Source organism: Streptomyces sp. NRRL S-350 (genome assembly GCF_000719705.1).
Taxonomy (GTDB): Bacteria; Actinomycetota; Actinomycetes; order Streptomycetales; family Streptomycetaceae; genus Kitasatospora.
Map to the genome: position 1 here is coordinate 31,011 of NZ_JOHO01000036.1, position 25,403 is coordinate 56,413.

The 25,403-nt window shown below is 74.0% G+C and carries 23 protein-coding genes; 13 read left to right on the plus strand and 10 right to left on the minus strand.

What is annotated here, in order from left to right; translation table 11 throughout:
- Window positions 1-290 precede the first annotated feature (290 nt).
- The 4 genes from IF30_RS0126835 (at window position 291) to IF30_RS0126850 (ending at window position 4,851) form a co-directional block, all read left to right on the plus strand.
- Window positions 291-1,514, plus strand: a complete 1,224-nt coding sequence (locus IF30_RS0126835; protein WP_051711243.1) for a hypothetical protein — start codon at window positions 291-293, stop codon at window positions 1,512-1,514.
- Between the two features lie 136 nt (window positions 1,515-1,650).
- Window positions 1,651-3,306: an ABC-F family ATP-binding cassette domain-containing protein gene (locus tag IF30_RS0126840; protein WP_030243201.1), complete on the plus strand. Its 1,656-nt coding sequence runs from the start codon at window positions 1,651-1,653 to the stop codon at window positions 3,304-3,306.
- Between the two features lie 137 nt (window positions 3,307-3,443).
- Complete coding sequence (locus IF30_RS0126845) at window positions 3,444-4,127, plus strand: nitroreductase family protein (RefSeq protein ID WP_078891725.1); 684 nt, start codon at window positions 3,444-3,446, stop codon at window positions 4,125-4,127.
- Window positions 4,128-4,209: 82 nt separating this feature from the next.
- Window positions 4,210-4,851 (plus strand): GNAT family N-acetyltransferase, encoded by a 642-nt coding sequence (locus IF30_RS0126850; RefSeq protein ID WP_078891718.1) that lies wholly within the window; start codon window positions 4,210-4,212, stop codon window positions 4,849-4,851.
- A gap of 99 nt (window positions 4,852-4,950) precedes the next feature.
- Here IF30_RS0126850 and IF30_RS0126855 read toward each other — a convergent pair whose 3' ends face one another.
- Both IF30_RS0126855 and IF30_RS0126860 read right to left on the minus strand, forming a co-directional pair.
- On the minus strand, window positions 4,951-5,904 hold the full coding sequence (locus tag IF30_RS0126855; RefSeq protein WP_030243207.1) for an aldo/keto reductase: 954 nt from the start codon (window positions 5,902-5,904) through the stop codon (window positions 4,951-4,953).
- A gap of 71 nt (window positions 5,905-5,975) precedes the next feature.
- On the minus strand, window positions 5,976-6,623 hold the full coding sequence (locus tag IF30_RS0126860) for a GDSL-type esterase/lipase family protein (RefSeq protein WP_234322851.1): 648 nt from the start codon (window positions 6,621-6,623) through the stop codon (window positions 5,976-5,978).
- 268 nt (window positions 6,624-6,891) lie between these two features.
- On the opposite strand from IF30_RS0126860, the gene IF30_RS0126865 reads away from it, so the two are divergent.
- Window positions 6,892-8,295, plus strand: coding sequence for an SDR family NAD(P)-dependent oxidoreductase (locus IF30_RS0126865; protein ID WP_078891719.1), 1,404 nt, complete (start codon window positions 6,892-6,894; stop codon window positions 8,293-8,295).
- Window positions 8,296-8,392: 97 nt separating this feature from the next.
- On the opposite strand, the gene IF30_RS0126870 is transcribed toward IF30_RS0126865, so the two are convergent.
- Window positions 8,393-9,136 carry an SDR family oxidoreductase gene (locus IF30_RS0126870; protein ID WP_030243212.1) on the minus strand — a complete coding sequence of 248 codons (744 nt, stop codon included), beginning with the start codon at window positions 9,134-9,136 and terminating at the stop codon, window positions 8,393-8,395.
- A 116-nt stretch (window positions 9,137-9,252) separates the two neighbouring features.
- On the opposite strand from IF30_RS0126870, the gene IF30_RS0126875 reads away from it, so the two are divergent.
- Window positions 9,253-10,020, plus strand: a complete 768-nt coding sequence (locus tag IF30_RS0126875) for a TetR/AcrR family transcriptional regulator (RefSeq protein WP_078891720.1) — start codon at window positions 9,253-9,255, stop codon at window positions 10,018-10,020.
- A 100-nt stretch (window positions 10,021-10,120) separates the two neighbouring features.
- On the opposite strand, the gene IF30_RS0126880 is transcribed toward IF30_RS0126875, so the two are convergent.
- Window positions 10,121-10,771: a class I SAM-dependent methyltransferase gene (locus tag IF30_RS0126880; RefSeq protein WP_030243215.1), complete on the minus strand. Its 651-nt coding sequence runs from the start codon at window positions 10,769-10,771 to the stop codon at window positions 10,121-10,123.
- On the minus strand, window positions 10,768-11,394 hold the full coding sequence (gene def, locus IF30_RS0126885; RefSeq protein ID WP_234322852.1) for a peptide deformylase: 627 nt from the start codon (window positions 11,392-11,394) through the stop codon (window positions 10,768-10,770). Before def ends, IF30_RS0126880 begins: the two co-directional genes overlap by 4 nt.
- A gap of 60 nt (window positions 11,395-11,454) precedes the next feature.
- On the opposite strand from def, the gene IF30_RS0126890 reads away from it, so the two are divergent.
- Window positions 11,455-11,973, plus strand: a complete 519-nt coding sequence (locus tag IF30_RS0126890) for a helix-turn-helix domain-containing protein (protein ID WP_030243218.1) — start codon at window positions 11,455-11,457, stop codon at window positions 11,971-11,973.
- 97 nt (window positions 11,974-12,070) lie between these two features.
- Here the strand turns inward: IF30_RS0126890 and IF30_RS0126895 are convergent, their stop codons facing one another.
- The 4 genes from IF30_RS0126895 to IF30_RS0126910 form a co-directional block, all read right to left on the minus strand.
- Entirely contained in the window at window positions 12,071-12,604 is a 534-nt protein-coding gene (locus IF30_RS0126895; protein ID WP_030243220.1) for a hypothetical protein, read from the minus strand.
- A 184-nt stretch (window positions 12,605-12,788) separates the two neighbouring features.
- Window positions 12,789-13,724 carry a hydroxymethylbilane synthase gene (gene hemC / locus IF30_RS0126900; RefSeq protein ID WP_030243222.1) on the minus strand — a complete coding sequence of 312 codons (936 nt, stop codon included), beginning with the start codon at window positions 13,722-13,724 and terminating at the stop codon, window positions 12,789-12,791.
- A gap of 147 nt (window positions 13,725-13,871) precedes the next feature.
- Complete coding sequence (locus tag IF30_RS0126905; RefSeq protein ID WP_234322853.1) at window positions 13,872-16,124, minus strand: ABC transporter permease; 2,253 nt, start codon at window positions 16,122-16,124, stop codon at window positions 13,872-13,874.
- Window positions 16,125-16,171: 47 nt separating this feature from the next.
- On the minus strand, window positions 16,172-16,897 hold the full coding sequence (locus tag IF30_RS0126910; RefSeq protein ID WP_051711249.1) for an ABC transporter ATP-binding protein: 726 nt from the start codon (window positions 16,895-16,897) through the stop codon (window positions 16,172-16,174).
- Window positions 16,898-17,035: 138 nt separating this feature from the next.
- Between IF30_RS0126910 and IF30_RS0126915 the strand changes: the two genes are divergently transcribed.
- The 6 genes from IF30_RS0126915 to IF30_RS0126940 all read left to right on the plus strand — a co-directional run bounded on the left by IF30_RS0126915 (window position 17,036) and on the right by IF30_RS0126940 (window position 22,541).
- Complete coding sequence (locus IF30_RS0126915) at window positions 17,036-17,947, plus strand: sensor histidine kinase (RefSeq protein ID WP_037901307.1); 912 nt, start codon at window positions 17,036-17,038, stop codon at window positions 17,945-17,947.
- 83 nt (window positions 17,948-18,030) lie between these two features.
- Window positions 18,031-18,762, plus strand: coding sequence for a response regulator (locus tag IF30_RS0126920; protein WP_051711266.1), 732 nt, complete (start codon window positions 18,031-18,033; stop codon window positions 18,760-18,762).
- 175 nt (window positions 18,763-18,937) lie between these two features.
- Window positions 18,938-20,143, plus strand: coding sequence for a cytochrome P450 (locus IF30_RS0126925; RefSeq protein ID WP_030243230.1), 1,206 nt, complete (start codon window positions 18,938-18,940; stop codon window positions 20,141-20,143).
- Window positions 20,144-20,233: 90 nt separating this feature from the next.
- Window positions 20,234-21,394, plus strand: a complete 1,161-nt coding sequence (locus IF30_RS0126930; RefSeq protein ID WP_051711252.1) for a type III polyketide synthase — start codon at window positions 20,234-20,236, stop codon at window positions 21,392-21,394.
- Window positions 21,391-21,975: an NUDIX hydrolase gene (locus IF30_RS0126935; RefSeq protein WP_078891721.1), complete on the plus strand. Its 585-nt coding sequence runs from the start codon at window positions 21,391-21,393 to the stop codon at window positions 21,973-21,975. The genes IF30_RS0126930 and IF30_RS0126935 overlap by 4 nt, the downstream gene beginning before the upstream one ends.
- Before the next feature lie 98 nt (window positions 21,976-22,073).
- Window positions 22,074-22,541, plus strand: a complete 468-nt coding sequence (locus IF30_RS0126940) for an SHOCT domain-containing protein (protein ID WP_030243236.1) — start codon at window positions 22,074-22,076, stop codon at window positions 22,539-22,541.
- A 261-nt stretch (window positions 22,542-22,802) separates the two neighbouring features.
- On the opposite strand, the gene IF30_RS0126945 is transcribed toward IF30_RS0126940, so the two are convergent.
- Window positions 22,803-25,295 carry a Tex family protein gene (locus tag IF30_RS0126945; protein WP_199807932.1) on the minus strand — a complete coding sequence of 831 codons (2,493 nt, stop codon included), beginning with the start codon at window positions 25,293-25,295 and terminating at the stop codon, window positions 22,803-22,805.
- Window positions 25,296-25,403: the final 108 nt, after the last annotated feature.

A 25,403-nucleotide genomic window follows, 5' to 3' on the forward strand; every position in this document is an offset into this window, starting at 1 on the left:
GTGCAACCGATTATTCGGCCCGGCGGATCACCTCGGGTCCGGCGAGCGAGCCGGCCCGGGCGGATCACCGCGGCCCCGCGGTCGAGCCGGCCGGGCGGACCAAGTCGAGGCCGGCAAAGGCCCCGTGCGGATCCGGTGCCGATCCGGTGACAGCACCGCCCGGGGCGGGGGTGGATGTAAGGAGCCCTTTATCCGCATGGCAGACTCCTCATCTGCCATACCTGCGGCCCCCTGGGCCGTACCCGAGGAACGGACCGTATGGCGGTAGTCACACAGGGGGATTTGAACGCATGTCACCGATATCCCGGCCGAGCCGTGCCGTCCTCGGCGCCTCCGTCGCCGCGTTGACGATGGTGGTCGCCACCGCCTGCGGCCCGGACAACAGCGACCCGTCCGGAGCCGCGACCGGCGCTCCCACCGTCGCGGCCAGCGCGAGCGCCTCCGGCAAGCCGGGCGCGGCGCCGATCAAGCTGCCGACCGTCGAAGAGCTGAAGACGTGGAAGCTCGACGACTGGGACAAGTGGGCCCAGGCGAACGTCGTCACCCCGGCGGTCAAGGGCTACTGGACCCTGCAGAAGCTGCTGAACGCCAAGCCGAAGCCGCTGCCGCAGGCGCCCGCCCAGGACCCGACGCAGGCGCCCGCGCAGCCGACCAGTGCGGCCCCGGCGCAGCCCACCGCGCAGCCCACCGGCGCCCAGCCCCCGGCCGGCCCGGACCAGCTGCCCGCCATGGTGCCGGCGAAGCCCGTGGCACACCCGTTCCCGAAGAACATGCACGTCAACGGCAAGATCTTCTTCAAGGACGGCAACGAGGACTACGTGTGCTCCGGCACCGTCATCTCCGACCCCGAGCACCCGGGCAAGAGCAACCTGGTGTGGACGGCGAGCCACTGCCTGCACGGCGGCAAGGGCAACAAGTACTACACCGACATCACCTTCGCCCCGGCCTTCAACAGCAACGGCGTGCTGAGCGGCGCCGGCCGCCAGCAGGCCAAGGTGGAGGACGCCGAGCCGTACGGCGAGTGGGGTGCGACCGCCGGCATGGTCTCGCCGCAGTGGACCGCCGAGGCCGACCCGGAGAAGGGCGGCCCCTGGAGCCAGTACGACTTCGGCATCATCAAGGTGGCCAACCCCGACGGCAGCGCCAAGTCGCTGGAGGAGACCGTCGGCGGCTCCGTGCCGCTGTGGTTCAACGCCCCGCGTGACCAGCTCGCCGCGGTCAGCAACTACGGCTTCCCGGAGGGCAAGCCCTTCGACGGCGCCGAGCTGGAGCACTGCGACGGCGGCAAGCCGTCCAAGAAGACCGGCGACCCGAGCCGCCCGGCGATGCTGCTGATCGGCTGCAACATGACCGGCGGCAGCAGCGGCGGCGGCTGGTACGCGACCAAGGACGGCAAGCCCGCCCTGGTCAGCGACACCTCCATCGGCAACGGTGCGAACACCTACGAGGCCGGTCCGTACCTGGAGGACGTGGCCCAGCACATGTTCGACTACTTCGCGAAGAAGGCCAAGTGACCCGCTGAGCGGTGATCCCCGGCCCGGGGCGGCGGCTGCCACAGCCGCCGCCCCGGGCCGTTCGCGTCTCCCCCGCCGTCGCCCGCCGTCCCGTTTTTCCGCCCCCGGGCCTGCTCCTCCTACAATCGGGCCCATCATGAGCGCGACACTCGTAGTCAAGGACCTCAGCGCCGGCCACGGCGAACGCACCCTCTTCTCCGGGCTGGACCTGGTGGTCGCCCCCGGCGACGTGATCGGCCTGGTCGGTGTCAACGGCGCCGGCAAGTCGACCCTGCTGCGCCTGCTGGCGGGCCTCGACACCCCCGAGGGCGGCTCGCTGCGGCTGAGCCCGGCCGGTGCCAACGTCGGGCACCTGCCGCAGGAACCGGAGCGGCGCGAAGGCGAGTCCGTGCGCGACTTCCTGGCCCGCCGCACCGGCGTCGCGGCCGCGCAGGCCGCCCTGGACGAGGCCACCGAGGGCCTGGTGGAGGGCCGGGCCGGCGCCGACGACGCGTACGCCGCGAGCCTGGACCGCTGGCTCGACCTCGGCGGCGCCGATCTGGAGGAGCGCGCCGAGGAGGTCGCCGACTCGCTCGGGCTGAAGGTCTCCCTCGACCTGCCGATGACCGCGCTCTCCGGCGGCCAGGCCGCCCGGGCCGGCCTCGCCTCGCTGCTGCTCTCCCGCTACGACGTCTTCCTGCTCGACGAGCCCACCAACGACCTCGACCTGGACGGCCTGGAGCGGCTGGAGTCCTTCGTCAAGGGCCTGCGCGTCGGCACCGTGCTGATCAGCCACGACCGCGAGTTCCTGGCCCGCACCGTGACCAAGGTGCTGGAGCTGGACCTGCACCAGCAGCAGGTCAACCTGTACGGCGGCGGCTACGAGGCGTACCTGGAGGAGCGGGCGGTGGCCCGTCGGCACGCCCGCGAGGAGTACGAGGACTACGCCGACACCAAGGCCTCGCTGGAGGCCCGTGCCCGGATGCAGCGCGGCTGGATGGAGCACGGCGTGCGCAACGCCCGCCGCAAGTCCTCCGACAACGACAAGATCGGCCGCGCCATGCGCTCCGAGTCCACCGAGAAGCAGGCCTCCAAGGCGCGCCAGACCCAGCGGATGATCGAGCGGCTGGACGTGGTCGAGGAGCCGCGCAAGGAGTGGGAGCTGCGGATGGAGATCGCCGCCGCGCCGCGCTCCGGCTCGGTGGTCGCCACTCTGCGCGGAGCCGTCGTCCGCCGGGGCGACTTCACCCTCGGGCCGGTGGACCTGCAGATCGACTGGGCCGACCGGGTCGCCATCACCGGCGCCAACGGCGCGGGCAAGTCCACGCTGCTGGCCGCGCTGCTCGGGCGACTCGAACTCGACGGCGGCAGCGCCGCGTTGGGCTCCGGCGTGGTGGTCGGCGAGGTGGACCAGGCGCGCGGGCACATCTTCCAGAACAAGCGCAGCCTCGGCGGCGAGCCGCTGGCGGAGGCCTTCGCCGCCGCCGTACCGGAGCTCACGCCGGAGGAGGTGCGCACCCTGCTGGCCAAGTTCGGCCTCAAGGCGGTGCACGTGAAGCGCCCGGCCGCCACCCTCTCCCCCGGCGAGCGCACCAGGGCCGCGCTGGCGCTGCTACAGGCCCGCGGGGTCAACCTGCTGGTCCTGGACGAGCCCACCAACCACCTGGACCTGCCCGCGATCGAGCAGTTGGAGTCCGCGCTCGGCTCGTACACCGGCACGCTGCTGCTGGTCACCCACGACCGGCGGATGCTGGACACCGTCGCGGTGAACCGGCGGATCGAGGTCCGGGACGGGCGGGTCGACGAGCTGTAGCCGACCGCCGCCCGCCCCCGGTCCCCGCCACGACCCGGCCCGCACCCGGCCCGGCCCCGGCCCCGACACCTGACGGCCCCTCCGGAATTGGTCTCGACCTCTTCCCCGAGGTGCCGTCATGTGCTGTGCTGTGCGCCATGGTTGACAGTGCAGACAGTGCCGTGGCGGGGTCGTCCCACCCGACCGTCCCGCTCACCCCCATGACGGTGCCCGCCCACGAGGCCGAGGCCCGCAGCAGGTCCTTCCACGACGTGATGGCCCGGCGCCGGACCGTCCGCGACTACTCCACCCGCCCCGTCCCGGACGGGGTGGTCGACTGGGCGGTGCGGACCGCGAGCACCGCGCCCAGCGGCGCGCACGTCCAGCCCTGGCGGTTCGTGGTGGTCACCGACCCGGAGCGCAAGCGGCGGCTGCGTGAGGCGGCGGAGGCCGAGGAGCGCGAGTTCTACGGCCACCGGGCGTCGCAGGAGTGGCTGGCCGCACTGGCGCCGATCGGCACCGACTGGCGCAAGCCCTTCCTGGAGGACGCGCCGGCCGTGATCGTCGTGTTCGAGGTGCACAAGGGGCCCGGATCGCCGCGCCCGTACTACACCAAGGAGTCGGTGGGGATCGCGGTCGGGCTGCTGCTGGCTTCGCTGCACCAGGCCGGACTGGCCACGCTGACCCACACGCCGAGCCCGATGAGGTTCCTCAACGAGGTGTGCGACCGGCCGGCCGAGGAGCGCGCGGCGTACGTGATCCCGGTCGGCTACCCGGCCGAGGGGGCGCGCGTGCCGGATCTGCGGCGCAAGGAGCTCGACGAGGTGATGGTCCGGCTCTGACGCTCCGCCGCGCGACCGGGCGCGCCCGCCGTCCGAGGGGCCCGGATGGTGACAGGTCCGGGCCAAGGACATAATCGCCGCCATGAGCCAAGCACAGCCGCGGTCCTGCGGCCCCGTCCCGGCCGGCGGGGCGCGGACGGCGGTGGAGGCGACCCCCGGGCGGCCGCCCGAACTGCTGCGGCTGCCCGGCGGCCTCTGGCTGCGCCGCCGCCGCAGCACCCACGCCGTCGCGCTGAACCGGGCCGTCCGCGCCAACCTCGACCACCTGCGGCCCTGGCTGGAGTGGGCCGCCGAGGCCCCCACCCGGGCGCAGACCGCCCAGCTGGCCCGGGCCGGCCACGCCGCCTGGGAGGCCGGCACCGACTTCATGTACCTGGCCGGCCTGGACGCCGAACCCGGCAGCGTGATCGGCGCCTTCGGCCTGCACGGGCGGCTCGGCCCGGGCGCGCTGGAGATCGGCTACTGGGTCGCCGCCGGCCACGTCGGCCGCGGCATCGCCACCACCGCCACCCGGGCACTGACCGAGGCCGCGCTGGCACTGCCCGGGATCACCCGGGTGGAGATCCACTGCGACCGGGCGAACACCGCCAGCGCGGCCGTCCCGCGCAAGCTCGGCTACCGGCTGGACCGGATCGCCGAGGCCGCCGTCCGGGCGCCGGCCGAGACCGGACGGCAGCTGGTGTGGGTCAAGGAACGGCCCGTGGCCGGCCGGGAGACCGCCTAGGACCGCCCGGGTGCCGCCTGCCCGGGTGCCGCCCTGCCGGGGTGCCGCCTGGGCGCCGCCGGGCTGGGCACCGGCCTCGGTCGCCTGAAACCGCCTGCTCTAGTAGCGGTCGCCGGTCGGCACCGGCAGGGCGTCCAGTTCGGCGAGGTCGGCCGCCGAGAGCACGACCTCGGCCGCCCCCACGTTGTCCGCCAGGTAGCGCGGCGTCCTGGTGCCCGGGATCGGGAAGACGTACCGGCCCTGCGCCAGCACCCAGGCCAGGGCCACCTGCGCGGGCGTGGCGCCGATCCGCTCGGCGACCTCCCGGACCTTGGCGACCAGCGCCAGGTTCGCCTTCAGGGCGTCCTGCTGGAAGCGCGGCAGGCGGCGGCGGAAGTCGTCGGCGGGCAGCTCGTCGAAGGAGGAGATGCTGCCGGTCAGGAAGCCCCGGCCGAGCGGCGAGAACGGGAGGAGGGCGATGCCCTGCTCCTCGGTGTAGGGCAGGACTTCGGCCAGCGCGTCCCGGGTCCACAGGGACAGCTCGTTCTGCACGGAGGCCACCGGGTGCACCGACTGCGCCCGCTTGATCTCCTCGACGGTCACCTCGGAGAGACCGATGTGCCGCACCTTGCCGGCCGCGACGAGTTCGGCGAACGCGCCCCAGGTCTCCTCGATCGGGACGTCCGGGTCGACCCGGTGCAGCTGGTAGAGGTCGACGTGGTCGGTGCCCAGGCGGCGCAGGCTCTCGTCGATCGAGCGCCGCACGTGCTCGGGGCGGCCGTCGCGCTCCTGCTGGCCCCCGCCGCCGGGGACGATGCCCACCTTGGTGGCCAGGAAGGCGCGTTCGCGGTACGGTCCGGCCAGCGCGGCGCCGACGACCTCCTCGTTGGTGTACGGGCCGTACATGTCGGCGGTGTCGATCAGGCCGACGCCGAGGTCCAGCGCCTGCCGGATCACCCGGACGGAGTTCTCGTCGTCCCGGTTGCCCACGTCGTAGGCCCAGGTCATCCCCATGCAGCCGAGACCGATGACGCCGAGTTCCGGGCCGTTGGTACCGAACGGGGCGTTGCGCATGAGGGTGCTCCCATCGTGGTTTCCGCTGCGGTTCCCGCGCGGTTCGGGTGGTGGTGCGTGATCCGACGCCCTCAGCTTTCACCTTGGAGTGCACTCGAGGTCAAGTCCGCTCGGATCCACTCGCGGAAGCCGCCCTCCAGGACCAGCTCCGCCAGCCGTCCGTACCCTCCCGCGCCCGGGTGCGCGCCGTCCCCGGCCGCGGCCTCGGCCGTCCAGACCGGGTCGGCCGCCAGCGCCTCGGTGACGTCGACGAACGGGATCCGGTGCGACGCGCAGAGCGCGGCCATGGCCGAGGCGAGCTTCCGCAGCCTCTCCAGGTGCTCGACTCCCCCGCACACCACCACCGGTGGGCCCACCACCAGCACGCCGATGCCCCGCGCGCGGGCGTCGTCGAGCAGAGCGGCGAGGTTGGCCACGGTGTCCTCGTGCGCGACGCGCGGTGCGCCGTCCTCCGTCATCGCGTCGTTGGCACCGAAGGAGACCACCAGCCGGTTGTCCGCGCCGGGCACGGTCCGCGCCTCCACCTCGGGCCGGCCGCGCCGCCGCACCTGCGCCGAAGTGTCGCGGCGGACACCGAGGTTGAAGGCGGTGGCGCCCGGAGCGGCGGCCTGCAGCACCCGGCCGACCCAGCCGCGGAACTCCGGGTCGCCGAGGCCCTGGACGAAGGAGTCGCCGAGGAAGCAGATCCGGGGGCCGTTCACATCGCTTCGCATGATCATCGGCCCACCGTAGGGGTGCGGGCCGGGCGCACGCTCCCGGGTTTCCCGCCGTGCCCGCGGATCCGGCCGTCGATCCTCCGTCGTCACCGTGCACGGACTGACCAGCCGGTCACCGGATCACGGCCACGGCAACGGCAGTGGCAGTGGCAGTGGCAGTGGCAACGGCAACGGCAACGGCAACGGTTGAAGCTCCGGGGAAATTGGCATCTCATCGTCCCGGACCGTCGACTACTCTCCCTCCCACCTGTACGGCACCGAGGGGGCGGACATGACGGTCCGGGACGACCACGACCAACTCGACACGACCATCCTTCCGACCGGCGACGCCGCCCGCCCGGCAGGCCCCACCCCCGAGGAACTCGCCGCGTTCAGCCGCACCCTCGGCCGCCTGCGGGCGCTCCCCTCGCACGACCGCACCAGGCTGCACGCCGAGCGGCAGCTCAGCTCCTTCGTGATGGAGAGCCGCAAGCGCCGCCGCCAGGAGGCGCGGCAGGCCGTCCGGGACGCCGACGCCGAACTCCTCGCCGCCACCGCGACCGGCGGCCGGGACCGCCGCGAGGACGCCCCGCTCGCGGAACGGGGCGGTCCCGTCGGCGAGCTGCGGATGCCGCGCAAGTGCTATGTCTGCAAGGCCTACCGCCAGGTCGACGGCTTCTACCACATGCTCTGCCCGGGCTGCTCGGCCGACAACACCGCGCGCCGCGCGCTGGGCACCGACCTGCGCGGGCGCCGCGCGCTGCTCACCGGCGGGCGGGTGAAGATCGGCTTCCAGCTCGCCCTGATGATGCTGCGCGACGGCGCAGAGCTGATCGTCACCAGCCGCTTCCCGCAGGACACCGTCCGGCGCTTCCGCGCCGCCGAGGGCAGCGAGCACTGGCGGGACCGGCTCACCGTGGTCGGCATCGACCTCCGTGACCCACGCCAAGTCCTCGGGCTGGCCGACCGGTTGCGCGCGGACGGGCGCCCGCTCGACATCCTCGTCAACAACGCCGCCCAGACCCTCCGCCGCCCGCCCGAGTCGTACGCCCTGCTGGCCGCCGGCGAGCAGGACGCCCTGCCCGCTGGCGACCGCCGGGCGATCAGCCATGCGCCCGGCTTCCGACCGAGCTCCGGGCCGCCCCAACTCGCCTCGGGCCTGGGGACGCTGCTCGACCTGACGGACGAGGCCGGGCTGCTGCCCGACCTCGCCCCCGCCAACTCCTGGTCCGCCACGCTCGGTTCGCTCGACCCGGTGGAGGTCCTGGAGACCCAGCTGGTCAACGCCCTGGCCCCGGCACTGCTCTGCGACCGGCTGCTGCCCCTGCTGCTGGCCTCGCCGCACCCCGCCCGCTACATCGTCAACGTCACGGCGGTGGAGGGCCGGTTCGCCGTCCGCAACAAGGCCGCCCGGCACCCTCACACCAACATGGCGAAGGCCGCGCTCAACATGCTCACCCGCACCGGCGCCGCCGAACTCGCCGGCCAGGGCGTGCACATGTGCGCCGTCGACACCGGCTGGATCACCGACGAGAACCCGGCGCCCAAGAAGGCGCGGATCGCCGCCCGCGGGTTCCGCACGCCGCTGGACGTCGTCGACGGCGCGGCCCGGGTGTACGACCCGATCGTCCGGGGCGAGGCCGGGCACCCGGTGTCGGGGGTGTTCCTCAAGGACTACCGGGTGGCCGAGTGGTGACGGGGCCCGGACCGGCCCGGGTGTCGTAGCAGCCGCCCCTGACCCGCGACAGCTGCGGCCCGCCCCGGGAATCCTGCCGGGGCGGCCCGCAGCGGGTTCAGCGGCCGGTGGGCAGGTTGGCGCCGCCGGTGCAGTCGAACACCACGCCCGTGACGAAGGTGTTGGCCGCGAGCAGGTGGATCGCCCGGGCCACGTCCTCGGCGCGGCCGACCCGGCCGACCGGGGTGGTGGCGGCCAGGCCCTCGAAGAGCGCGGTGCGCTGCTCGACCGGGACGCGGTCCCACCACGGGGTGTCGATGACGCCGGGCGAGACGGCGTTGACCCGCAGCGGGGCGAGCTCGACGGCCAGCGGCGGGACCATCGCCTCCAACGCGCCGTTGATCGCGGCCAGTCCGGCGGTGCCGGGGATCGCCGCGCGGGCGGAGGCGGCGGTGATCAGGGTGACCGAGCCGTCCTCGCGCAGGTGCGGCAGCGCCGCCTGCAGGACGCGGACCTGCGGCCAGAACTTGGCGTCGAATCCGGTGGCGAGGTCGGCCAGGTCGAGCTGTGCGAACGGGCCGCTGCCGGCCGCGCCGCTGACCGCGACGACCAGGTGGTCCACGGTGCCCTCCTCGGCGAAGAAGGCGGCGAGCGCGACGGGGTCGGTCGCGTCCAGCTGCCGGCCGGTGGTCTTGCCGCCGATCCGGGCGACGGCGGCGTCCAGCCGCTCGCGGTCGCGACCGGTGACCACCACCTCGGCGCCGTCCGCGGCGAAGGCGGTGGCGGCGGCCTCGCCGATGCCCGAGCTGCCGCCCATGACGACGACGCGCTGGCCGGTGAAGAGGTTTGACGCAGTGCTCATGGTGGTGAGGCCCTTCGGATTGTCGAGACCATCGGTTCTGGCAACGATGTTTGTCGAGACTGCTAGTCTTGTCAAGTGGGGGCAGGAAAACCGGGGGCACGAGGAGAGGAAGCACGATGAACGAGACCGGACCCCGAACCGGGCCCACGGCAGCACCGGAACCCGTCGAGCAGCCCGGACAGCCGGGGCAGTCGGAGCAGTCGGGGCAGGAGGAGCAGGAGGAGCAGGAGGAGCAGGAGGAGCAACCAGAGGAGAGGGAGCAGCGGCGCATCGCCGAGACGACGACCCGGCAACCCTCGCCCGCGCCCCGCCCGCACACCGGACGCCGCCGCAACGAGGCCGCCCACCAGGCGATCCTCGACGCCGCCCTGCACCTGCTCGCCGACGCGGACGGCACACCCGTCACCATCGACGCCATCGCCCGCACGGCAGGCGTCGGCAAGCAGACCGTCTACCGCTGGTGGCCCTCCAAGGGCGCCGTGCTGCTCGACGCCCTCACCGACCGCGCCGACCAGGACGTCCACGGCCCCGACACCGGTGCCCTCCGCACCGATCTGCGCGCCTTCGTCGCCACCACCTTCGACGCCGCCCAGCGCAGCACCACCGCCTCCGCCCTGCGCACCGTCGTCCGCGAGGCCGCCCGCGACCCCCACCTCGCCGAACTCGTGCAGACCTTCACCGCCGGCCGCCGCACCGCCCTGCGCGAACTCCTCTCCCGGGGGCGCGAGCGCGGCGAACTGGCCCAGGACGCCGACCTGGACCTGATCGTGGACCAGGTCTACGGGGTCTTCTGGTACCGCTTCCTGCTCGGCCACGGCCCGTTGGACCCAGCGACGGCCGAACGGCTCGCCGACACCCTGGTCACGGGAAACACGACCGACTGAGGCCGGCCCCTCGGGTCGTCTCCCGCGCGCCCGCCTCCGCGCCCGTGGCCCCGGCCCGCCTGTGGATCTGCCCGGCCCCGCCCGCCGCAGCCTGACGGGCTCAGCCCTTGCGGGCCTCGGCCAGCAGGCAGACGTACGAGCGGTCCTCGCGCCGCGGGTTCGGCTGCTCCAGCCGCGTCGTGACGGTGAAGCCGGCTGCGTCCAGCAGTGCGGCCAGGCGGGCCGCCGGGAGCATGTGGGCGGTGTACGACACCGGGTGGCCGTACGCCTGGGCGGGGTTCAGCCAGGCGTCACCCGTGTGCCCGCCGAGGAGGAGGTGGCCGCCGGGGGCGAGGACCCGGTGGAACTCGGTGAACAGGTCGGGCAGTCGAGCGGGCGGCGTGTGGTGGACGGAGTACCAGGCGAGGACACCGCCGAGGGCGCCGTCGGGGAGGTCGAGGGCGTCCATCGAGCCCTGCAGGAAGCGCAGTCGGGGGTAGGCGCGACGGGCGAGCGCGATCATCTCGCCCGACACGTCGACGCCGAAGGCCGACAGCCCCAGGCCGTCCAGGTAGGCCGTCACCCGCCCCGGCCCGCACCCGAGGTCGGCGACGTCGCCACCGCCCGATTCCCGTACCAGCTCGGCGAAGGCGGCGAGCATCGCCCGGGACAGCGGGTCCATGCCCTCGGGCGGGACGACGAGGCGCAGGTAGTCGGCGGCGATGGCGTCGTACGACGCGCGGACGGCGGCGAGGTGCGCGGGTTCGGTCACCGCGTCGCCTCGGCGGCCTTGACGGCCCGGCCAGCCTTGACGGCCTCGGTCTTGGCGGCCCTCGCGGCGCGCTCGGCGAACACCTTCTCCCGCCGGTCGGCGGACTGCTTCGTCATCCGCTTGCGGTCGCGGGCGGAGAGCCGGTCGAGGTACAGCCCGCCGTTCAGATGGTCGGTCTCGTGCTGCAGGCAGCGGGCGAAGTAGCCGGTGCCTTCGATGGTGACGGGGTCGCCGTACTGGTCGACGCCGTGCACCACGGCACGGGCCGGGCGGGCGAGCCGGGTGTGCGCGCCGGGGACGGAGAGGCAGCCTTCGGTGTCCTCGATCAGCGGGCGGCCGGGATCCTGTTCCTCGACCACCGGGTTGAGCACGTGGCCGGTGTGCCGGACGCCGTCGTCGTCGGGGCAGTCGTAGACGAACAGGCGCAGGTCCACGTCCACCTGGTTGGCGGCGAGGCCGCAGCCGTCGGCGACGGCCATGGTGACGAACATGTCGTCGATGAGCCGGGCCAGGCGCTCGCTGCCGAAGTCCTCCTCGGTCGCCGTGCGGCAGGTGCGGCGCAGGATCTCCTCCCCCACCTCGGTGATCCGCAGGACGGTCGGGGGTTCGCGCAGCTCGGACACGGGCGCTCCTCGGAGGGGCTGGGCTTGCTGTCGGCTTTGCAAAGTAGCAGAATTTGCAAAGTGACCGAAGACCTCGTCAGATCCGGCTCGCTGCCCGAGCACGCCGTCCGCAGCGCGCTGCTGGCCCTCCTCGCCGAACTCGGCACCGTCACGTCCACCGAGGCCGCCGCCCGGCTCGGACTCAGCTCGGGCCTGTGCTCCTTCCACCTGCGGCAGCTGGGCCGACACGGACTGATCGAGGAGGCGCCGGCCGCCGACGGGCGGGCCCGGCCGTGGCGACTTCCGCAACCGCAACGCCCCACTGCCGCGGACGGGTTCGGCGAACTGGCCCGAGGGCTCGAGTACGAGAGCTACCAGCGCTGGCTGGCCCGGCGCGGCGAGGCCCCGGCGGACTGGCAGCGCGACGAGGCGTTCAGCGAGGTCGTCTACCTGACGCCCGAGGAACTGGCCGCCGTCGGCGAGGCCGTCCGGCAGGTGCTCGGCCGGTACCGCGGCCGCGAGGCCGATCCGGCCGCCCGGCCCGCCGGTGCCCGCCCGGTCGCGGCAGTCACCCGGCTCTTCCCCCTGCTCGACCGGTGACCGCCACCGCCGGTCCGTGACGGCCGAGGACCACGGACCGCGGCGCCCACGGCCGGTGCGGACCGTTCGGGCACCCGCCCGTCGGGTCACCCGCCTGTCAGGCCACCCGTGCCCGGGCCCGTAGCGCCCGCGCCGCCGGCCCGGCCACCAGGCCCACCGCCGCGCCCAGGACGACGCCCTGCACGCCGTCCCAGACGTCCTGCACGTCGCAGGGCCGGCCGATCACCGGCAGCGCGTAGTGCACGGCCGACACCGTGAACGGCAGGGCCGCCGCCGCGAGCAGCGCCACCGCGGCCCGCCGCCGGGTGCCGGCGAGCGCGGCCGCGAAGCCCACCGGGGCGTAGGTCGCCAGCTTGAGCTCGATGTGCCGCACGTGCAGCAGTTCGTACGGCGACCGGGGCCGCCCGCCGTCGACGGTGCAGTGCCGGACGGCGTCCTCCGAGAGCCGGAGCGCCTCCGGCAGCAGGGTCGCCACGACGACCCCGCCGAGCCCGAGCAGCAGGACGAAGCCCACCGCCCAGTGGGCCCGCAGCAGCCGTCCCACCGGCCGGTTCAGCAGGGCCGCGGGCACCAGCGAGAGCAGGAGCCCGGGCCAGAACATCGGCATCCCGCCGAGCACCGCAGTGATCACGCCTCAACGGACGCCCGGGGCACCCGCCCGGTTCTCCCACGGGCCGGGAATCCCCGGCGGCACGTCCCCGGCCGGATCAGGGCGGGATCAGCGCGGGATCAGGGCGGGATCAGGGCGGGATCAGCGGCTTCGGCTCGGGATCGGCGCGGCTTCGGCGCCTGACGGGTGCGGGTCCGTCACCGGATCAGTGCGGGATCGAGGAGATCAGCTCCTGCGCCCCCTGCCGCTTGAGCGCGAGGGCCACCGAGGTCCCCAGGTCCTCCGGGTCGAGCGCGCCCGCCCACTCGTGGGCGTCCAGCACCCGCTTGCCGTCGGGGGTGAAGACCCGGCCGCGCAGGGAGAGGCGGCCGTCCGGCTCGGCCTTGGCGTAGCCGGCGATCGGGCTGTTGCAGTGGCCCTGCAGCGCGTGCAGGAACATGCGCTCGGCGGCCGCCTCGCGCCAGGTGTCGTGGTGGCCGAGCCCGGTGACGGCTCCGATGGTCGCGGTGTCGTCCTCGCGGCACTGCAGGACGAGGATCCCGGCGCCGATGGGCGGGCACATCGCCTCGGTGCCGAGGACCTCGGTGATCCGCGCCTGTTCGCCGATCCGTTCCAGGCCGGAGACGGCCAGCAGGAGCGCGTCCACGTCCCCGGCCGCCAGCTTGGCGAGCCGGCTGTTGGCGTTGCCGCGGATCGGGACGCACTCCAGGTGCGGGTGGGAGGAGGCGAGTTGGGCGATGCGGCGGACGGAGGAGGTGCCGATCCGGGTGCCGGGCGGGAGCTGGGCGAGGGTCAGGCCGCCGGGGTGGACGAGCGCGTCGCGGATGTCGTCGCGGCGCAGGTAGGCGGCGAAGACGGTGCCGGCGGGCAGCGGGCGGTCGGCGGGTACGTCCTTGAGGCAGTGCACGGCGACGTCGGCTTCCCCGGCGAGCAGTGCGGCGTCGACCTCCTTGGTGAACGCGCCCTTGCCGCCGAGGTGCGCGAGGTCTCCCGTCCAGCGGTCGCCGGAGGTGGTGACGGGCACCACCTCGGTGCGCAGGTCCGGGTGCAGGGCGGCGAGTTCGGCGCGGACCCGGTCGACCTGGGCGAGCGCCATGGGCGAGGAGCGGGAGACGATGCGGATCAGCTCAGCGGTGGACATGGCGCGATGATAGGCCGTCGAACGGCTTCCGGTGACGGGATGTCAGCCTTGTGGCGCACAGTTCCGCCGCATCCGACCCCGCCCCCGCCCTGACCCCCACCCGACCCCGCCCTGACCCGACCCCGCCCCCGCCCCGTTCCGCCGCGGTCACTCGTTGTGCAGCACCTCCGCGATCGGCAGCCGGGCCGCCGAGCGGGCCGGGAGGAGGGCGCCGAGGACGGCGATCGCGACACCCGCCAGGGCGACGGCGGCCAGCATCGGGGTGCTCCAGACGTCGATCATCCACTCCGTGAAGACGATGCTCCCGACGTTCTCGACGAGCAGCCGGTGCGCCAGGATTCCGGCCGGGACTCCGAGGGCCGCGCTGACCACGCCCTGCCAGGCGACCGAGGTGACCGTCATCGCCACCACCTGCCGGGGCGTCATCCCGATCGACTTGAGCATGCCGAGGTCCCGGCGGCGCTCACGGATGGTGAGCAGCAGGGTGTTGAAGACGCCCAGGGCGGCGGCCACCGACAGCAGCACCGTGAAGACCGTGGCGAAGCCGACGACCGCGACGATCGGACCGGGCGGGTCGGGGGCGAACACCGAGGGCGAGAGGCTCGGGTCGGCGGCCGTCACCGCCCGCTGGTACGCCTGGGCGTCGGCGCCCTCGGCGAGTGTCACGTCGTACTCGACGGCGTGCGGGTCGTCGGTGAGGGCCGCCCTGGTGGCGTCGTTGGAGGTGAACGCCCGGGGGTTGCCCTCGCTCTCCTCGCCGACGACGGTGACGGCCAGTTGCCGGCCGTCGAGGTCCAGGGTGAGCCGGTCGCCGAGCTTGAGTCCGTGCTGCTTGAGGAAGGACGGCCCGGCCTCGATCTCGTTCGGGCCGGTCGCCGCGCGGCCCTTGACCACCTGGAGCCGCTTGGAGCCGGCGGTGTCCCCGCCGTAGAAGTTGGCGAAGACCGGCTGGGTGGTGCCGACCAGCCCGACCTGGACCAGCCCGCGCGCGACGACCCGCTCGGCGCCGGGGGTGGCGCGGAGCATCGCCGTGGTCTGGTCCGGGGTCAGCCTGGGCTCGATCTTGTCGGCCGAGAAGTGGTTGGTCTGCACGGTGACGTGGGTGTGGCCGTCGCCGTGGTCCACCAGCCTGGTCAGGGTGGTGCTCAGCCCGGTCGTCACGGTCACGGTGAGCACACCGAGCACGATCGCCGACATGGTGAGCGCGGTGCGGGCGGGGCGGGCGAAGGGCTGGCCGAGGCCGAGGCTGACGGCGCGCGGCAGCCGGGTGCCGCTCAGCCGGCGCTGGACCTTCAGCCCGCGCCCGTTGCGCGGCGCGCTGCCGGCCGAGATGGCCTGGGCCGCGGAGAGCCGGTGGGCGCGCGAGGCCGGGACCAGGGCGGCGAGGACGACCAGCAGCGGGACGCCGATCAGGGTGGCGGGGGGCAGCCAGCCGGCCGGCTCGATCACGGCGGTGCCGGTGGTGATCCCGGCGAAGGCGCCCTGGAGGATCGGCTGCGACGCCGCCCAGCCGGCCACCGTGCCCAGGACTGTCCCGACGGCCGCGGGCACCGAGACCATGGTCAGGTAGACCGTGACCACCTGGCGCGGGGTGAAGCCGATCGATTTCAGCACGCCGATGTGCCGGTAGCCGGAGACCACCGCGCCGCTCACCACGTTGCCGACGATCAGCGCGGCGACGACCAGGCCGAGGACGCCGAAGACGGTCATCAGCGGCAGGTAGGCGTCGGCGCCCGCCGAGAAGGCCTGCTTGAGGACCAGGTAGGACTGGGCGTTGGCGAGTGCGTGCTCGGGCAGGCCCTCGGTGACCGTGCCCATGGCGGCGGTGAGCTGCTGCTCGCCGGAGGCGTCGGAGAACCGGTAGAGCATCTGCCGGGCGGTGGGGTGCAGGGCGGCCGCCTGCTCGGGGGTGACCCATCCTCCGGCGGACTGGCTCATGCTGGTGGCGAAGCCGACGATGGTGAACTGCCCGCTGCGGGTGTCGAGCGAGGAGTTCAGGAACCTGGTCGCCGCGCCCCCGAAGGGGTCGTTGACGACCACCTCGCCGGGCTTGTCGGCCCACCGGCCCGAGAGCAGTGCCACCCGGTCCACCGGCCCGGCCGGGTCGGACCGGCCCACCAGGGTCAAGGGGCCGGGCGGGCGGCCGAGCCAGTCGGCGGGGACCTCCACGACGGCCTGGTCGAAGGGCCCGGCGGCGGCCTCGACGCCCGGCCGGTGGGCGGTGGCGGCCAGTTGCTCCGCCGAGGCCGCGGCCGGGTCGAAGGCGGCGACGACGTGGGCGCCGCGCTGCCCGTCGAAAGCGTCGTCGAACGGGGCCCTGGCGGCGCTGATCACCGCCAGGGCGAGCAGCACGGTCGCGGTGGAGCAGAAGACGACCAGGCCGATCACGACTGTCTGCACCCGACGGCGTTTCACGGCTGCCCGGGAGGCCCGCCACACGGCGCCGTTCACGAGGACGACTCCAGCATCCGCTCGCGCGCCACCTTGCCGTCGGCGACCTCGACCAGTCGGCTGGCGCAGCGGGTGGCCAGCTCGGGGTCGTGGGTGACGATCAGCAGGGTCTGCCCGATCTGGTTGAGGTCGATCAGCAGGTCCATCACCTGCTCGCCGGAGCGGCTGTCGAGCGCGCCGGTCGGCTCGTCCGCGAGCAGCAGGGCCGGGCGGTTCATCAGGGCCCGGGCCACCGCGACGCGCTGGCGCTCGCCGCCGCTGAGCGTGGCGGGGTAGACGTCCTTGCGGTGGGCGACGCCGAGTTCGTCCAGCAGTTCCAGGGCGCGGCGGCGTGCCTGGCGGGCGCTGGTCCCGGTGAGCTGGGCGGCCAGGGCGACGTTGTCGAGGGCCGGGAGGTCGTCGATCAGGTTGAAGAACTGGAAGACCATCCCGATGTGCCGGCGGCGGAACAGTGCCAGGCCGGTCTCGTTCAGCTGCCCGAGGTCCTGTCCCTGCACGCGGACGGTGCCGGAGGTGGGCCGGTCCAGCCCGGCCACCATGTTCAGCAGGGTGGACTTGCCGCAGCCCGAGGGGCCCATCACGGCGACCGCCTCGCCCGCCCGGATCCGCAGGTCGACGCCGTCGAGCGCCTTGGCGTCGCCGAACTCCTTGTGGACCCCGGACAGCTCGACGACGACCTGCGCGTCGTCCGGCCGGGAGGCCCCGTCGTGATCGTTTCTCATGGGGACGACGGTAGGGGCGAGCGCCCGGCCGGGACGTCCCACCCCGGGTGTAACCGCGGGCCGCCGTAGTACCGGGGATGTACCGGCCCGGCACCCCCGGATGACGTCGACCGCGCCGTGACCTGGGAAGCTGGTCGCGTGTGGGGAACGGAGTGGGAGTGGGCCGCCGTCGCGGTGGCCGGGGCGGCGTGTGCGGTCGCCGGCGGGCTGGCCGTGGCGCTCGGCCGGGCGCGGCGGCTGTACCGGGCGGCCATCGGCGAGCGCGGCTGGCTGCTGGAACGGGAGCGCGAGAGTGCCGCCCGGACCGCCGTGGACGCCGAACGGGCTCGGATCGCCGCCGAGTTGCACGACATCGTCAGCCACAACGTGAGCCTGATGGTGGTCCAGGCCGGGGCGGCGCGCGAGGTGCTCGCCACCATGCCGGAGGAGGCGGCGGCGGCGATGACCGCCGTCGAGTCCGCCGGACGGGACGCCATGACCGAACTGCGGCACCTGCTCGGCCTGTTGGCCCCCGCCGCGGACGGCAGCGAGGAGCCGGACGGGGACGGCTTCGCCCCGCAGCCGAGCCTGGGCCGGCTGAGCCCGCTGATCGACCGGTTCGCCTTCGCGGGGCTGCCCGTCGAGGTGCGGGTCTCCGGCGAGCCGCGGCCGCTGCCCGGCGGCATCGACGTGACGGCGTACCGGATCGTCCAGGAGGCACTGACCAACGCGCTCAAGCACGGGGACGGGGGGACGGCGGAGGTGACGGTGCGCTATGCGGACCACTACCTGCGGGTCGAGGTGCTCAACAGCGGGCCGAGCGTGCTGTCCGGCGGCGGCCCGGCCGGCTCCGGCTCCGCCACGGCCGACGGGTCCGGCTCCGCCACGGCCGGCGGGTCCGGCTCCGCATCCGGGCCGTCCGCCCCGGCGCAGCGGCCGGCCGACGGTGCCGGGCGCGGGCTGATCGGCCTGCGGGAGCGCGTCGCGGTGTACGGCGGGGACCTGGACGCCCGGCGCCGACTCGGCGGTGGTTACCGGGTCCGCGCCCGCATCCCGCTGGACCGTCCGTGACGGGGGACACGAGGGAGGACGCGGTGCAGGACGCGGTGCAGGACGCGGTGCAGGAGGCGGTGCAGGACGTGAGGGAGTGCGCGATGGAAGACGCGGTGCAGGGCGCTGAGCGGGCCACCGGGGACGACGGCCGGGAGCGCCGCCCGCGGGTGGTGATCGCCGACGACCAGGAACTGGTCCGCACCGGCTTCCGGATGATCCTCACCGCGCGCGGCATCGACGTGGTCGCCGAGGCGGCCGACGGCGCCGAAGCGGTGGCCGCCGCGGTCCGGCACCGGCCGGACGTCGCCCTGCTCGACATCCGGATGCCCGGCACGGACGGCCTGGAGGCCGCCCGCCTCATCCTCGCCCGGGTGCCGGACTGCCGGGTGATCATGCTGACCACCTTCGACCTCGACCACTACGTCTACGCCGCCCTGTCCGCGGGGGCCAGCGGCTTCCTGCTCAAGGACGTCACCTCCGCGCACCTCGCCGCCGCCGTCCGCCTGGTGGCCACCGGGGACGCCCTGCTCGCCCCCTCGATCACCCGGCGCCTGGTCGAGCGGTTCGCGGCCGGCGCCCCGCGCCCGGCCCCCGGCGCCGACGGCCCGGCGCTGCACCGCGACCTCGCCCCGCTCACCCCGCGCGAGGCGGAGGTGCTCGCCCTGCTCGGACGCGGGCTGTCCAACACCGAGTTGGCGCGCGAGCTCACCCTCAGCGAGTCGACGGTGAAGACGCACGTGGCCCGGATCTTCGCCAAGTTGAACCTGCGCGACCGGGCGCAGGCGGTGGTCCTCGCGTACGAGACCGGGCTGGTCGCCCCGGGCGGCGGCTGACCGTATCGGCACGACAATCATCCGGCTCACTCATTAGAGCTAACTCCCGGGCGAATCCCCCATTTTGCCAGTCCATGGGGGAACATCTGCATGTCCGCGCCCGACCGGGAGAACCGCCCCGGGACCACCGCGGGCGCGCCACCCCCCGGCATGACGAAGACAATTGGACAGGCCCGTGACCACCACCGCCCCCGTGTGGGACTGCCCCTTCCACCACACCGAAGGCCTGGAGTTCGACCCCCTCCTCGGACGGCTGCTCGCCGAGGCCCCGATCGCCAGGATCCGGCTGCCGCACGGCGAGGGCGAGGCGTGGCTGGCCACCCGCTACGAGGACGTCAAAGTGGTCACCACCGACCGCCGGTTCAGCCGCGCCGCGGGCATCGGCCGGGACCTGCCGCGGATGACGCCCGCCCCGATCGCCCAGGCCGAGGCGATCAACCTGATGGACCCGCCCGCCCACAACCGGCTGCGCCGGCTGGTCGCCCAGGGCTTCACCAACCGCCAGGTCGAACGGCTGCGGCCGACCACCCAGCGGACCGTCGACGGCTACTTCGACGAGATGGTCGAGCACGGCGCCCCCGCCGACCTGATGCACTTCCTGGCCGGCCGGCTCCCGCTCACCACCATCTGCGAACTCCTGGCCATCCCCGAGGCCGACCGCGTCGAACTGCGCGGCCACGCCGTCGCGATGATGCGCATGGGCCCGGGCAGCCGGGCGGGCCAGGAGGCGGCCAAGGCCGCCCTGCGCGCGTACTTCGGCGAGCTGACCGCCGCCCGCCGGGCCGACCCCGGCGAGGACCTGATCAGCGCCCTCGCCACCGCCCGCGACGGCGACGAACTGCTCGACGCGGACGAGTTGACCGTCATGGCGATGGTCCTGCTGGTCACCGGGCACGACACCAGCACCTACCAGCTCGGCAACATCACCTACACCCTGCTCACCCACCCCGAGCAGCTCGCCCAGGTGCGCGCCCGACCGGAGATGCTGCCGCGCGCCCTGGAGGAGCTGCTGCGCTTCATCCCGTTCCGCCAGGGCGTCGGCATCGCCCGGGTCGCCACCGAGGACGTCGAGCTGGGCGGCACGCTGATCCGGGCCGGCGAGGCCGTGCACGTCTCCTACCTGACCGCCAACCGCGACCCCGCGGTGTACGAGCGCCCCGACGAGCTGGACCTCGACCGCGGTGCGCCCACCCACATGGCCTTCGGGTACGGCCAGCACCACTGCCTCGGTTCGCACCTGGCCCGGATGGAACTACAGGTCGCCATCGGCACCCTGCTGCGGCGCTTCCCCGGGCTGCGCCTGGCCGTCGAACCCGCCGAACTCGACTGGGACTCCGGTTCGATCTGGCGCTTCCCGCGCACCCTGCCGGTGGCCTGGTAGCCGCCCGCCCCGCCCGACGCGCCGCCGCCCCGGCCCGCCCCCACCGTTCCGCGCCTCACCGGCCCGCCACCGGCCCCCAGGGAAGACCACATGGCAACACTCTGCCGCCCCGCCATCGCCGTGCCCGAGCACGTCATCACCCTCGACGAAACGCTCGACCTGGCCCGCACCCTGCACGCCGACCATCCCCAACTCGGCCTGGCCCTGCGGTTGATCGAGAACACCGGGGTGCGGACCCGGCACCTGGTCCAGCCGATCGAGCGGACCCTCACCCACCCGGGCTTCACCGCCCGCAACGAGGTGTACGAGCGGGAGGCCAAGCTCCGCGTCCCCGAGGTCGTCGAACGCGCTCTCGGCCACGCCGAGTTGGCCGCCCGGGACATCGACCTCATCGTCTACGTCTCGTGCACCGGCTTCATGATGCCGTCGATGACCGCCTGGCTGATCAACACCCTGGGCTTCCGCTCCGACACCCGCCAGGTGCCGATCGCCCAGCTCGGCTGCGCGGCCGGCGGAGCCGCCGTGAACCGCGCACACGACTTCTGCCGCGCCTACCCGGGCGCCAACGTGCTGATCGTCGCCTGCGAGTTCTGCTCGCTCTGCTACCAGCCGACCGACCTCGGGGTCGGCTCCCTGCTCTCCAACGGCCTGTTCGGGGACGCGGTGGCCGCCGTGGTGATGCGCGGGCACGGCGGGCACGGCGTGCAGATCGAACGCAACGGCTCGCACCTCGTCCCCGACACCGAGAACTGGATCTCCTACGGGGTGCGGGACACCGGCTTCCACTTCCAGTTGGACAAACGGGTGCCCGGCACGATGGAGATGCTCGCGCCCGCGCTGCGCGGCCTGGCCGGCGAGCACGGCTGGGACGTCTCCGCGCTCGGCTTCTACATCGTGCACGCCGGCGGCCCGCGCATCCTGGACGACCTGTGCCGCCTCCTCGACCTGGAGCCGGCCACCTTCCGCTACAGCCGGGCGACGCTCACCGAACGCGGCAACATCGCCAGCGCCGTCGTCTTCGACGCACTCGCCCGGCTGTTCGCCGACGGCGGCGTCCCCGAGGGCACCAGCGGACTGATCGCCGGCTTCGGACCGGGCATCACCGCCGAGGTGTCGCTGGGCAGTTGGGTGGGCGTACCGGCGGAGCCGCCGCGCCCCCGCCGCCCCCGCACCATCTCCACCTCCGACATCGCACTCGTCCATCCGAGCGCCCCCCACCGTTTCCCGGCCGGCACTACGATCACCGAATGACCGACACCACGGACCGCACCGCCGCCTCCGCCAGAGCCGCCGAACTCGCCGCCCTGTTCCCGGCGCTGCACGCGCCGCAGTACTGGAACTGGGGACGGTACGACGCGCAGTTCTCCACCGAGCTGCCACCGGACGAACTGGTCACCAACATCCACCTGGTCGGCTTCGCGGACGGCGACGTGGTGCTCTGCCGGGACGACCGGGACCACTGGTTCCTGCCCGGCGGCACCCGGGAGCAGGGCGAGAGCGTCGCCGCCTGCCTGGAGCGGGAGCTGCGGGAGGAGGCGGGCGCCCGGCTGCTCGGCGAGCCGGACTGGCTGGGCGCGCACCGCTGCCGCACCGACGACCCGGTGCCGTACCGGCCGTGGCAGCCGCACCCCGAGAAGGCCTGGCTGTGGGGCTGGGCCGAGGTCGTGCTGGACTCCTCGCCGACCAACCCGGCGGACGGCGAGCAGGTGGTCGAGGTCCGCGCCGTCCCGGCCGCCGAGGCGCAGCGGCTGCTGCTGACCGGCCACGACGCCTGGTGGAGCGAGCTGGTCGGGCTGGCCGTGGAGCTCCGACGCAGGGCCGACCAGGGCTGAGGTCACCGCCCGGCCGAGGAATTCCCCGACCGCGGAAGATCACCGGAACGGCCGAACATCGGACAGCCGGGTCCGTTTTGCGGTGGTACGACTCAGCCATGGACACCTACCTGTGGGCCGCGACCGACTACCCGCTGCTCAACATCTTCTGGACGATGCTGGAGCTGTTCCTCTGGGTGCTCTGGTTCTTCCTGCTGTTCAAGATCATCACGGACATCTTCCGCAGCCACGACCTCAGCGGCTGGGGCAAGGCCGGCTGGCTGGTCCTCGTGATCGTCCTGCCCCTGATCGGCGTCCTCGCGTACCTGATCGCCCGAGGGCAGTCGATGGGCCAACGCGACATCGCGCAGGCCGAGCGGTCCGAGGCCGCGTTCAGGGCCTACATCCGGGACGCCGCCACGACCGAGGCCACGGGCGAAGCCACCACCGGCGCCACCGCCGCCGCAGCGGGCGGAGCCACCGGCAGCAGCCATGTGGACGACCTGGCGAGACTGGCCGACCTCAAGGAGAGGGGAGCCATCTCCGAGGAGGAGTACCAGCAGGCCAAGGCCAAGCTCCTGACCTGACCCACCCCAGGACGGCACGGCGCGACGGCGCAACGGCCGGGCGGTCGAGGGCAGCACGAGCGCGACGGCGCGACGGCGCGACGACCCGACGACCCGACGACCCGACGACCCGACGACCCGACGGCGGCACGGCCCGCCGCAAGGGCGGCGCCGACGGCACGACGGCCGGCTTTGGGCCAGGGCCGGGGCCGGTGGGCATGCCACACGCCCACCGGCCCCGGCCGTTCCGCTGCGGACCGGCCTCCCGGCCCGGCGCTCCGGTCAGCGCCGCCCGGAGCGCCGGCTGCCCGCACCGCCGTCGCCGCCGCCACCGGCCAGGCCGGCCCGGCGCAGCGCGTCCGCCATGGCGCTGTTGGCCGGGGCGGGAGCCGGGGCTCCACCGGTCCGGTCGCCCCGGTCCCGCCCGCCCTGGCCACCGCGCCGGTCCTGACCGCCCGGACCGCCCTGGCCGGCGCCGCGCCGCTCCTGGCGGGGCGGCCGGGCCTGCCGGTCCCCGCGGTCGCCGCCGCGGTCCCCGCGCTCGCGCCCGACCTCGTCGTCCAGCCGCAGGGTGAGCCCGATCCGCTTGCGCGGCACGTCCACCGAGACCACCCGGACCTTCACGATGTCGCCGGGCTTGACCACCTCGCGCGGGTCCTTCACGAAGGTCTTCGACAGCGCCGACACGTGCACCAGCCCGTCCTGGTGGACGCCCACGTCCACGAAGGCGCCGAAGGCGGCGACGTTGGTGACCACGCCCTCCAGCACCATGCCGACCTCCAGGTCGCCGATCTTGTCGACGCCCTCCTTGAAGGTGGCGGTGCGGAAGGCGGGGCGCGGGTCGCGGCCGGGCTTCTCCAGCTCGCCGAGGATGTCGGTGACGGTCGGGACGCCGAAGGTGTCGTCCGCGAAGTCACCGGGCTTCAGGGCCCGCAGCGCGGCACCGTTGCCGATCAGCTCGCGCAGTTCCCCGCCGGTGGAGGCGAGGATCCGGCGCACCACCGGGTAGGCCTCGGGGTGCACGCTGGAGGCGTCCAGCGGGTCCTCGCCGCCGGGGATGCGCAGGAAGCCGGCGCACTGCTCGAAGGCCTTGGGACCGAGCCGCGACACGTCCTTGAGCTGCTTGCGGGTGCGGAACGGACCGTTGGCGTCGCGGTGGGCGACGATGTTGTCGGCGAGCGTGCCGGTGATGCCGGAGACCCGGGTGAGCAGCGGTGCCGAGGCGGTGTTCACGTCCACGCCGACGGCGTTGACGCAGTCCTCGACCACGGCGTCCAGCGAGCGGGAGAGCTTCACCTCGCTCAGGTCGTGCTGGTACTGGCCGACCCCGATCGACTTGGGGTCGATCTTGACCAGTTCGGCCAGCGGGTCCTGCAGGCGGCGGGCGATCGAGACCGCGCCCCGGATCGACACGTCCAGCTCCGGCAGCTCCTGCGAGGCGAACGCCGACGCCGAGTAGACCGACGCGCCGGCCTCGCTGACCATCGCCTTGGTGAGTTTCAGCTCAGGGTGGCGCTTGATCAGGTCCTCGGCGAGCTTGTCGGTCTCCCGGGAGGCGGTGCCGTTGCCGATCGCGACCAGGTCGACGTCGTGCTTCTTCGCGAGCGCGGCCAGGGTGCTCAGCGCCGCGTCCCACTTGTTGGCGGGCTGGTGCGGGTAGATCGTCTCGTACGCGACGACCTTGCCGGTGGCGTCCACCACGGCGACCTTCACGCCGGTGCGGAAGCCCGGGTCCAGGCCCATGGTGGCGCGGGTGCCCGCCGGGGCGGCGAGCAGCAGGTCGCGCAGGTTGGCGGCGAAGACCCGCACCGCCTCGTCCTCGGCGTCGGCGCGCAGCCGGGCGCGCAGGTCGATGCCCAGGCGCACCAGGATCCGGGTGCGCCAGGCCCAGCGGACGGTGTCGCCGAGCCACTTGTCGGCCGGGCGGCCGCGGTCGGCGATGCCGAAGCGGGCGGCGATCCGCTGCTCGTAGTCGTTCCCGCCGGGCAGGTCGCCCGCGGCATCCCCGTCGTAGGGCGAGAGTTCGAGGTCGAGCACCTCCTCCTTCTCGCCGCGCAGCATCGCCAGGATGCGGTGCGAGGGGAGCTTGGTGTACGGCTCGGCGAAGTCGAAGTAGTCGGCGAACTTGGCGCCGTCCTGCTCCTTGCCGGCACGGACGGTGGCGACCAGGCGGCCGCGGGTCCACATCCGCTCGCGCAGCGAGCCGACCAGGTCGGCGTCCTCGCCGAAGCGCTCGACCAGGATGGCCCGGGCGCCCTCCAGGGCCGCCGCGACGTCCGTCACCGACGCGTCGAAGCTGCCGTTCCCGATGAGGGCGGCGGCGAGCGCCGCCGGGTCCTGGGAGGGGTCGGCGAGCAGGGTGTCGGCCAGCGGCTCCAGCCCGGCCTCGCGGGCGATCTGCGCCTTGGTGCGCCGCTTCGGCTTGAACGGCAGGTAGATGTCCTCCAGGCGCGCCTTGGAGTCCGCGGCCAGCACCTGGGCGCGCAGCGCGTCGTCGAGCTTGCCCTGCGCCTCGATCGACTCCAGGACGGTCGCCCGGCGTTCCTCCAGTTCGCGCAGGTAGTGCAGCCGTTCCTCCAGGCCGCGCAGTTGGGCGTCGTCGAGGGAGCCGGTGGCCTCCTTGCGGTAGCGGGCCACGAAGGGGACGGTCGCGCCGCCGTCGAGCAGGTCGACTGCCGCCTTCACCTGCCCCTCGCGGACGCCCAGTTCCTCGGCGATCTTGCGTTCGATCGCCTGCTGGGCCTGGCGGGCCACCTGTTCGGCTGGCGTGGTCACGAAGCCGGTCACCTTCTCCTTCAGAGCTTTCGCCGTACGCCCTGCATTCTGGCAGGTGCGGACGACGGTGCCCGGCCGCACCCGTGGCGGCCGGGCGTGGCGGCCGGG

Excerpts from the sequence above, each read along its gene's own strand:
- IF30_RS0126835 (WP_051711243.1), top strand. The coding sequence starts at position 291 with ATGTCACCGATATCCCGGCCGAGCCGTGCCGTCCTCGGCGCCTCCGTC.
- IF30_RS0126840 (WP_030243201.1), top strand. The coding sequence starts at position 1,651 with ATGAGCGCGACACTCGTAGTCAAGGACCTCAGCGCCGGCCACGGCGAA.
- IF30_RS0126845 (WP_078891725.1), top strand. The coding sequence starts at position 3,444 with ATGGTTGACAGTGCAGACAGTGCCGTGGCGGGGTCGTCCCACCCGACC.
- IF30_RS0126850 (WP_078891718.1), top strand. The coding sequence starts at position 4,210 with ATGAGCCAAGCACAGCCGCGGTCCTGCGGCCCCGTCCCGGCCGGCGGG.
- IF30_RS0126855 (WP_030243207.1), bottom strand. The coding sequence starts at position 5,904 with ATGCGCAACGCCCCGTTCGGTACCAACGGCCCGGAACTCGGCGTCATC.
- IF30_RS0126860 (WP_234322851.1), bottom strand. The coding sequence starts at position 6,623 with ATGATCATGCGAAGCGATGTGAACGGCCCCCGGATCTGCTTCCTCGGC.
- IF30_RS0126865 (WP_078891719.1), top strand. The coding sequence starts at position 6,892 with ATGACGGTCCGGGACGACCACGACCAACTCGACACGACCATCCTTCCG.
- IF30_RS0126870 (WP_030243212.1), bottom strand. The coding sequence starts at position 9,136 with ATGAGCACTGCGTCAAACCTCTTCACCGGCCAGCGCGTCGTCGTCATG.
- IF30_RS0126875 (WP_078891720.1), top strand. The coding sequence starts at position 9,253 with ATGAACGAGACCGGACCCCGAACCGGGCCCACGGCAGCACCGGAACCC.
- hemC (WP_030243222.1), bottom strand. The coding sequence starts at position 13,724 with ATGTCCACCGCTGAGCTGATCCGCATCGTCTCCCGCTCCTCGCCCATG.
- IF30_RS0126910 (WP_051711249.1), bottom strand. The coding sequence starts at position 16,897 with ATGAGAAACGATCACGACGGGGCCTCCCGGCCGGACGACGCGCAGGTC.
- IF30_RS0126920 (WP_051711266.1), top strand. The coding sequence starts at position 18,031 with ATGGAAGACGCGGTGCAGGGCGCTGAGCGGGCCACCGGGGACGACGGC.
- IF30_RS0126930 (WP_051711252.1), top strand. The coding sequence starts at position 20,234 with ATGGCAACACTCTGCCGCCCCGCCATCGCCGTGCCCGAGCACGTCATC.
- IF30_RS0126935 (WP_078891721.1), top strand. The coding sequence starts at position 21,391 with ATGACCGACACCACGGACCGCACCGCCGCCTCCGCCAGAGCCGCCGAA.
- IF30_RS0126940 (WP_030243236.1), top strand. The coding sequence starts at position 22,074 with ATGGACACCTACCTGTGGGCCGCGACCGACTACCCGCTGCTCAACATC.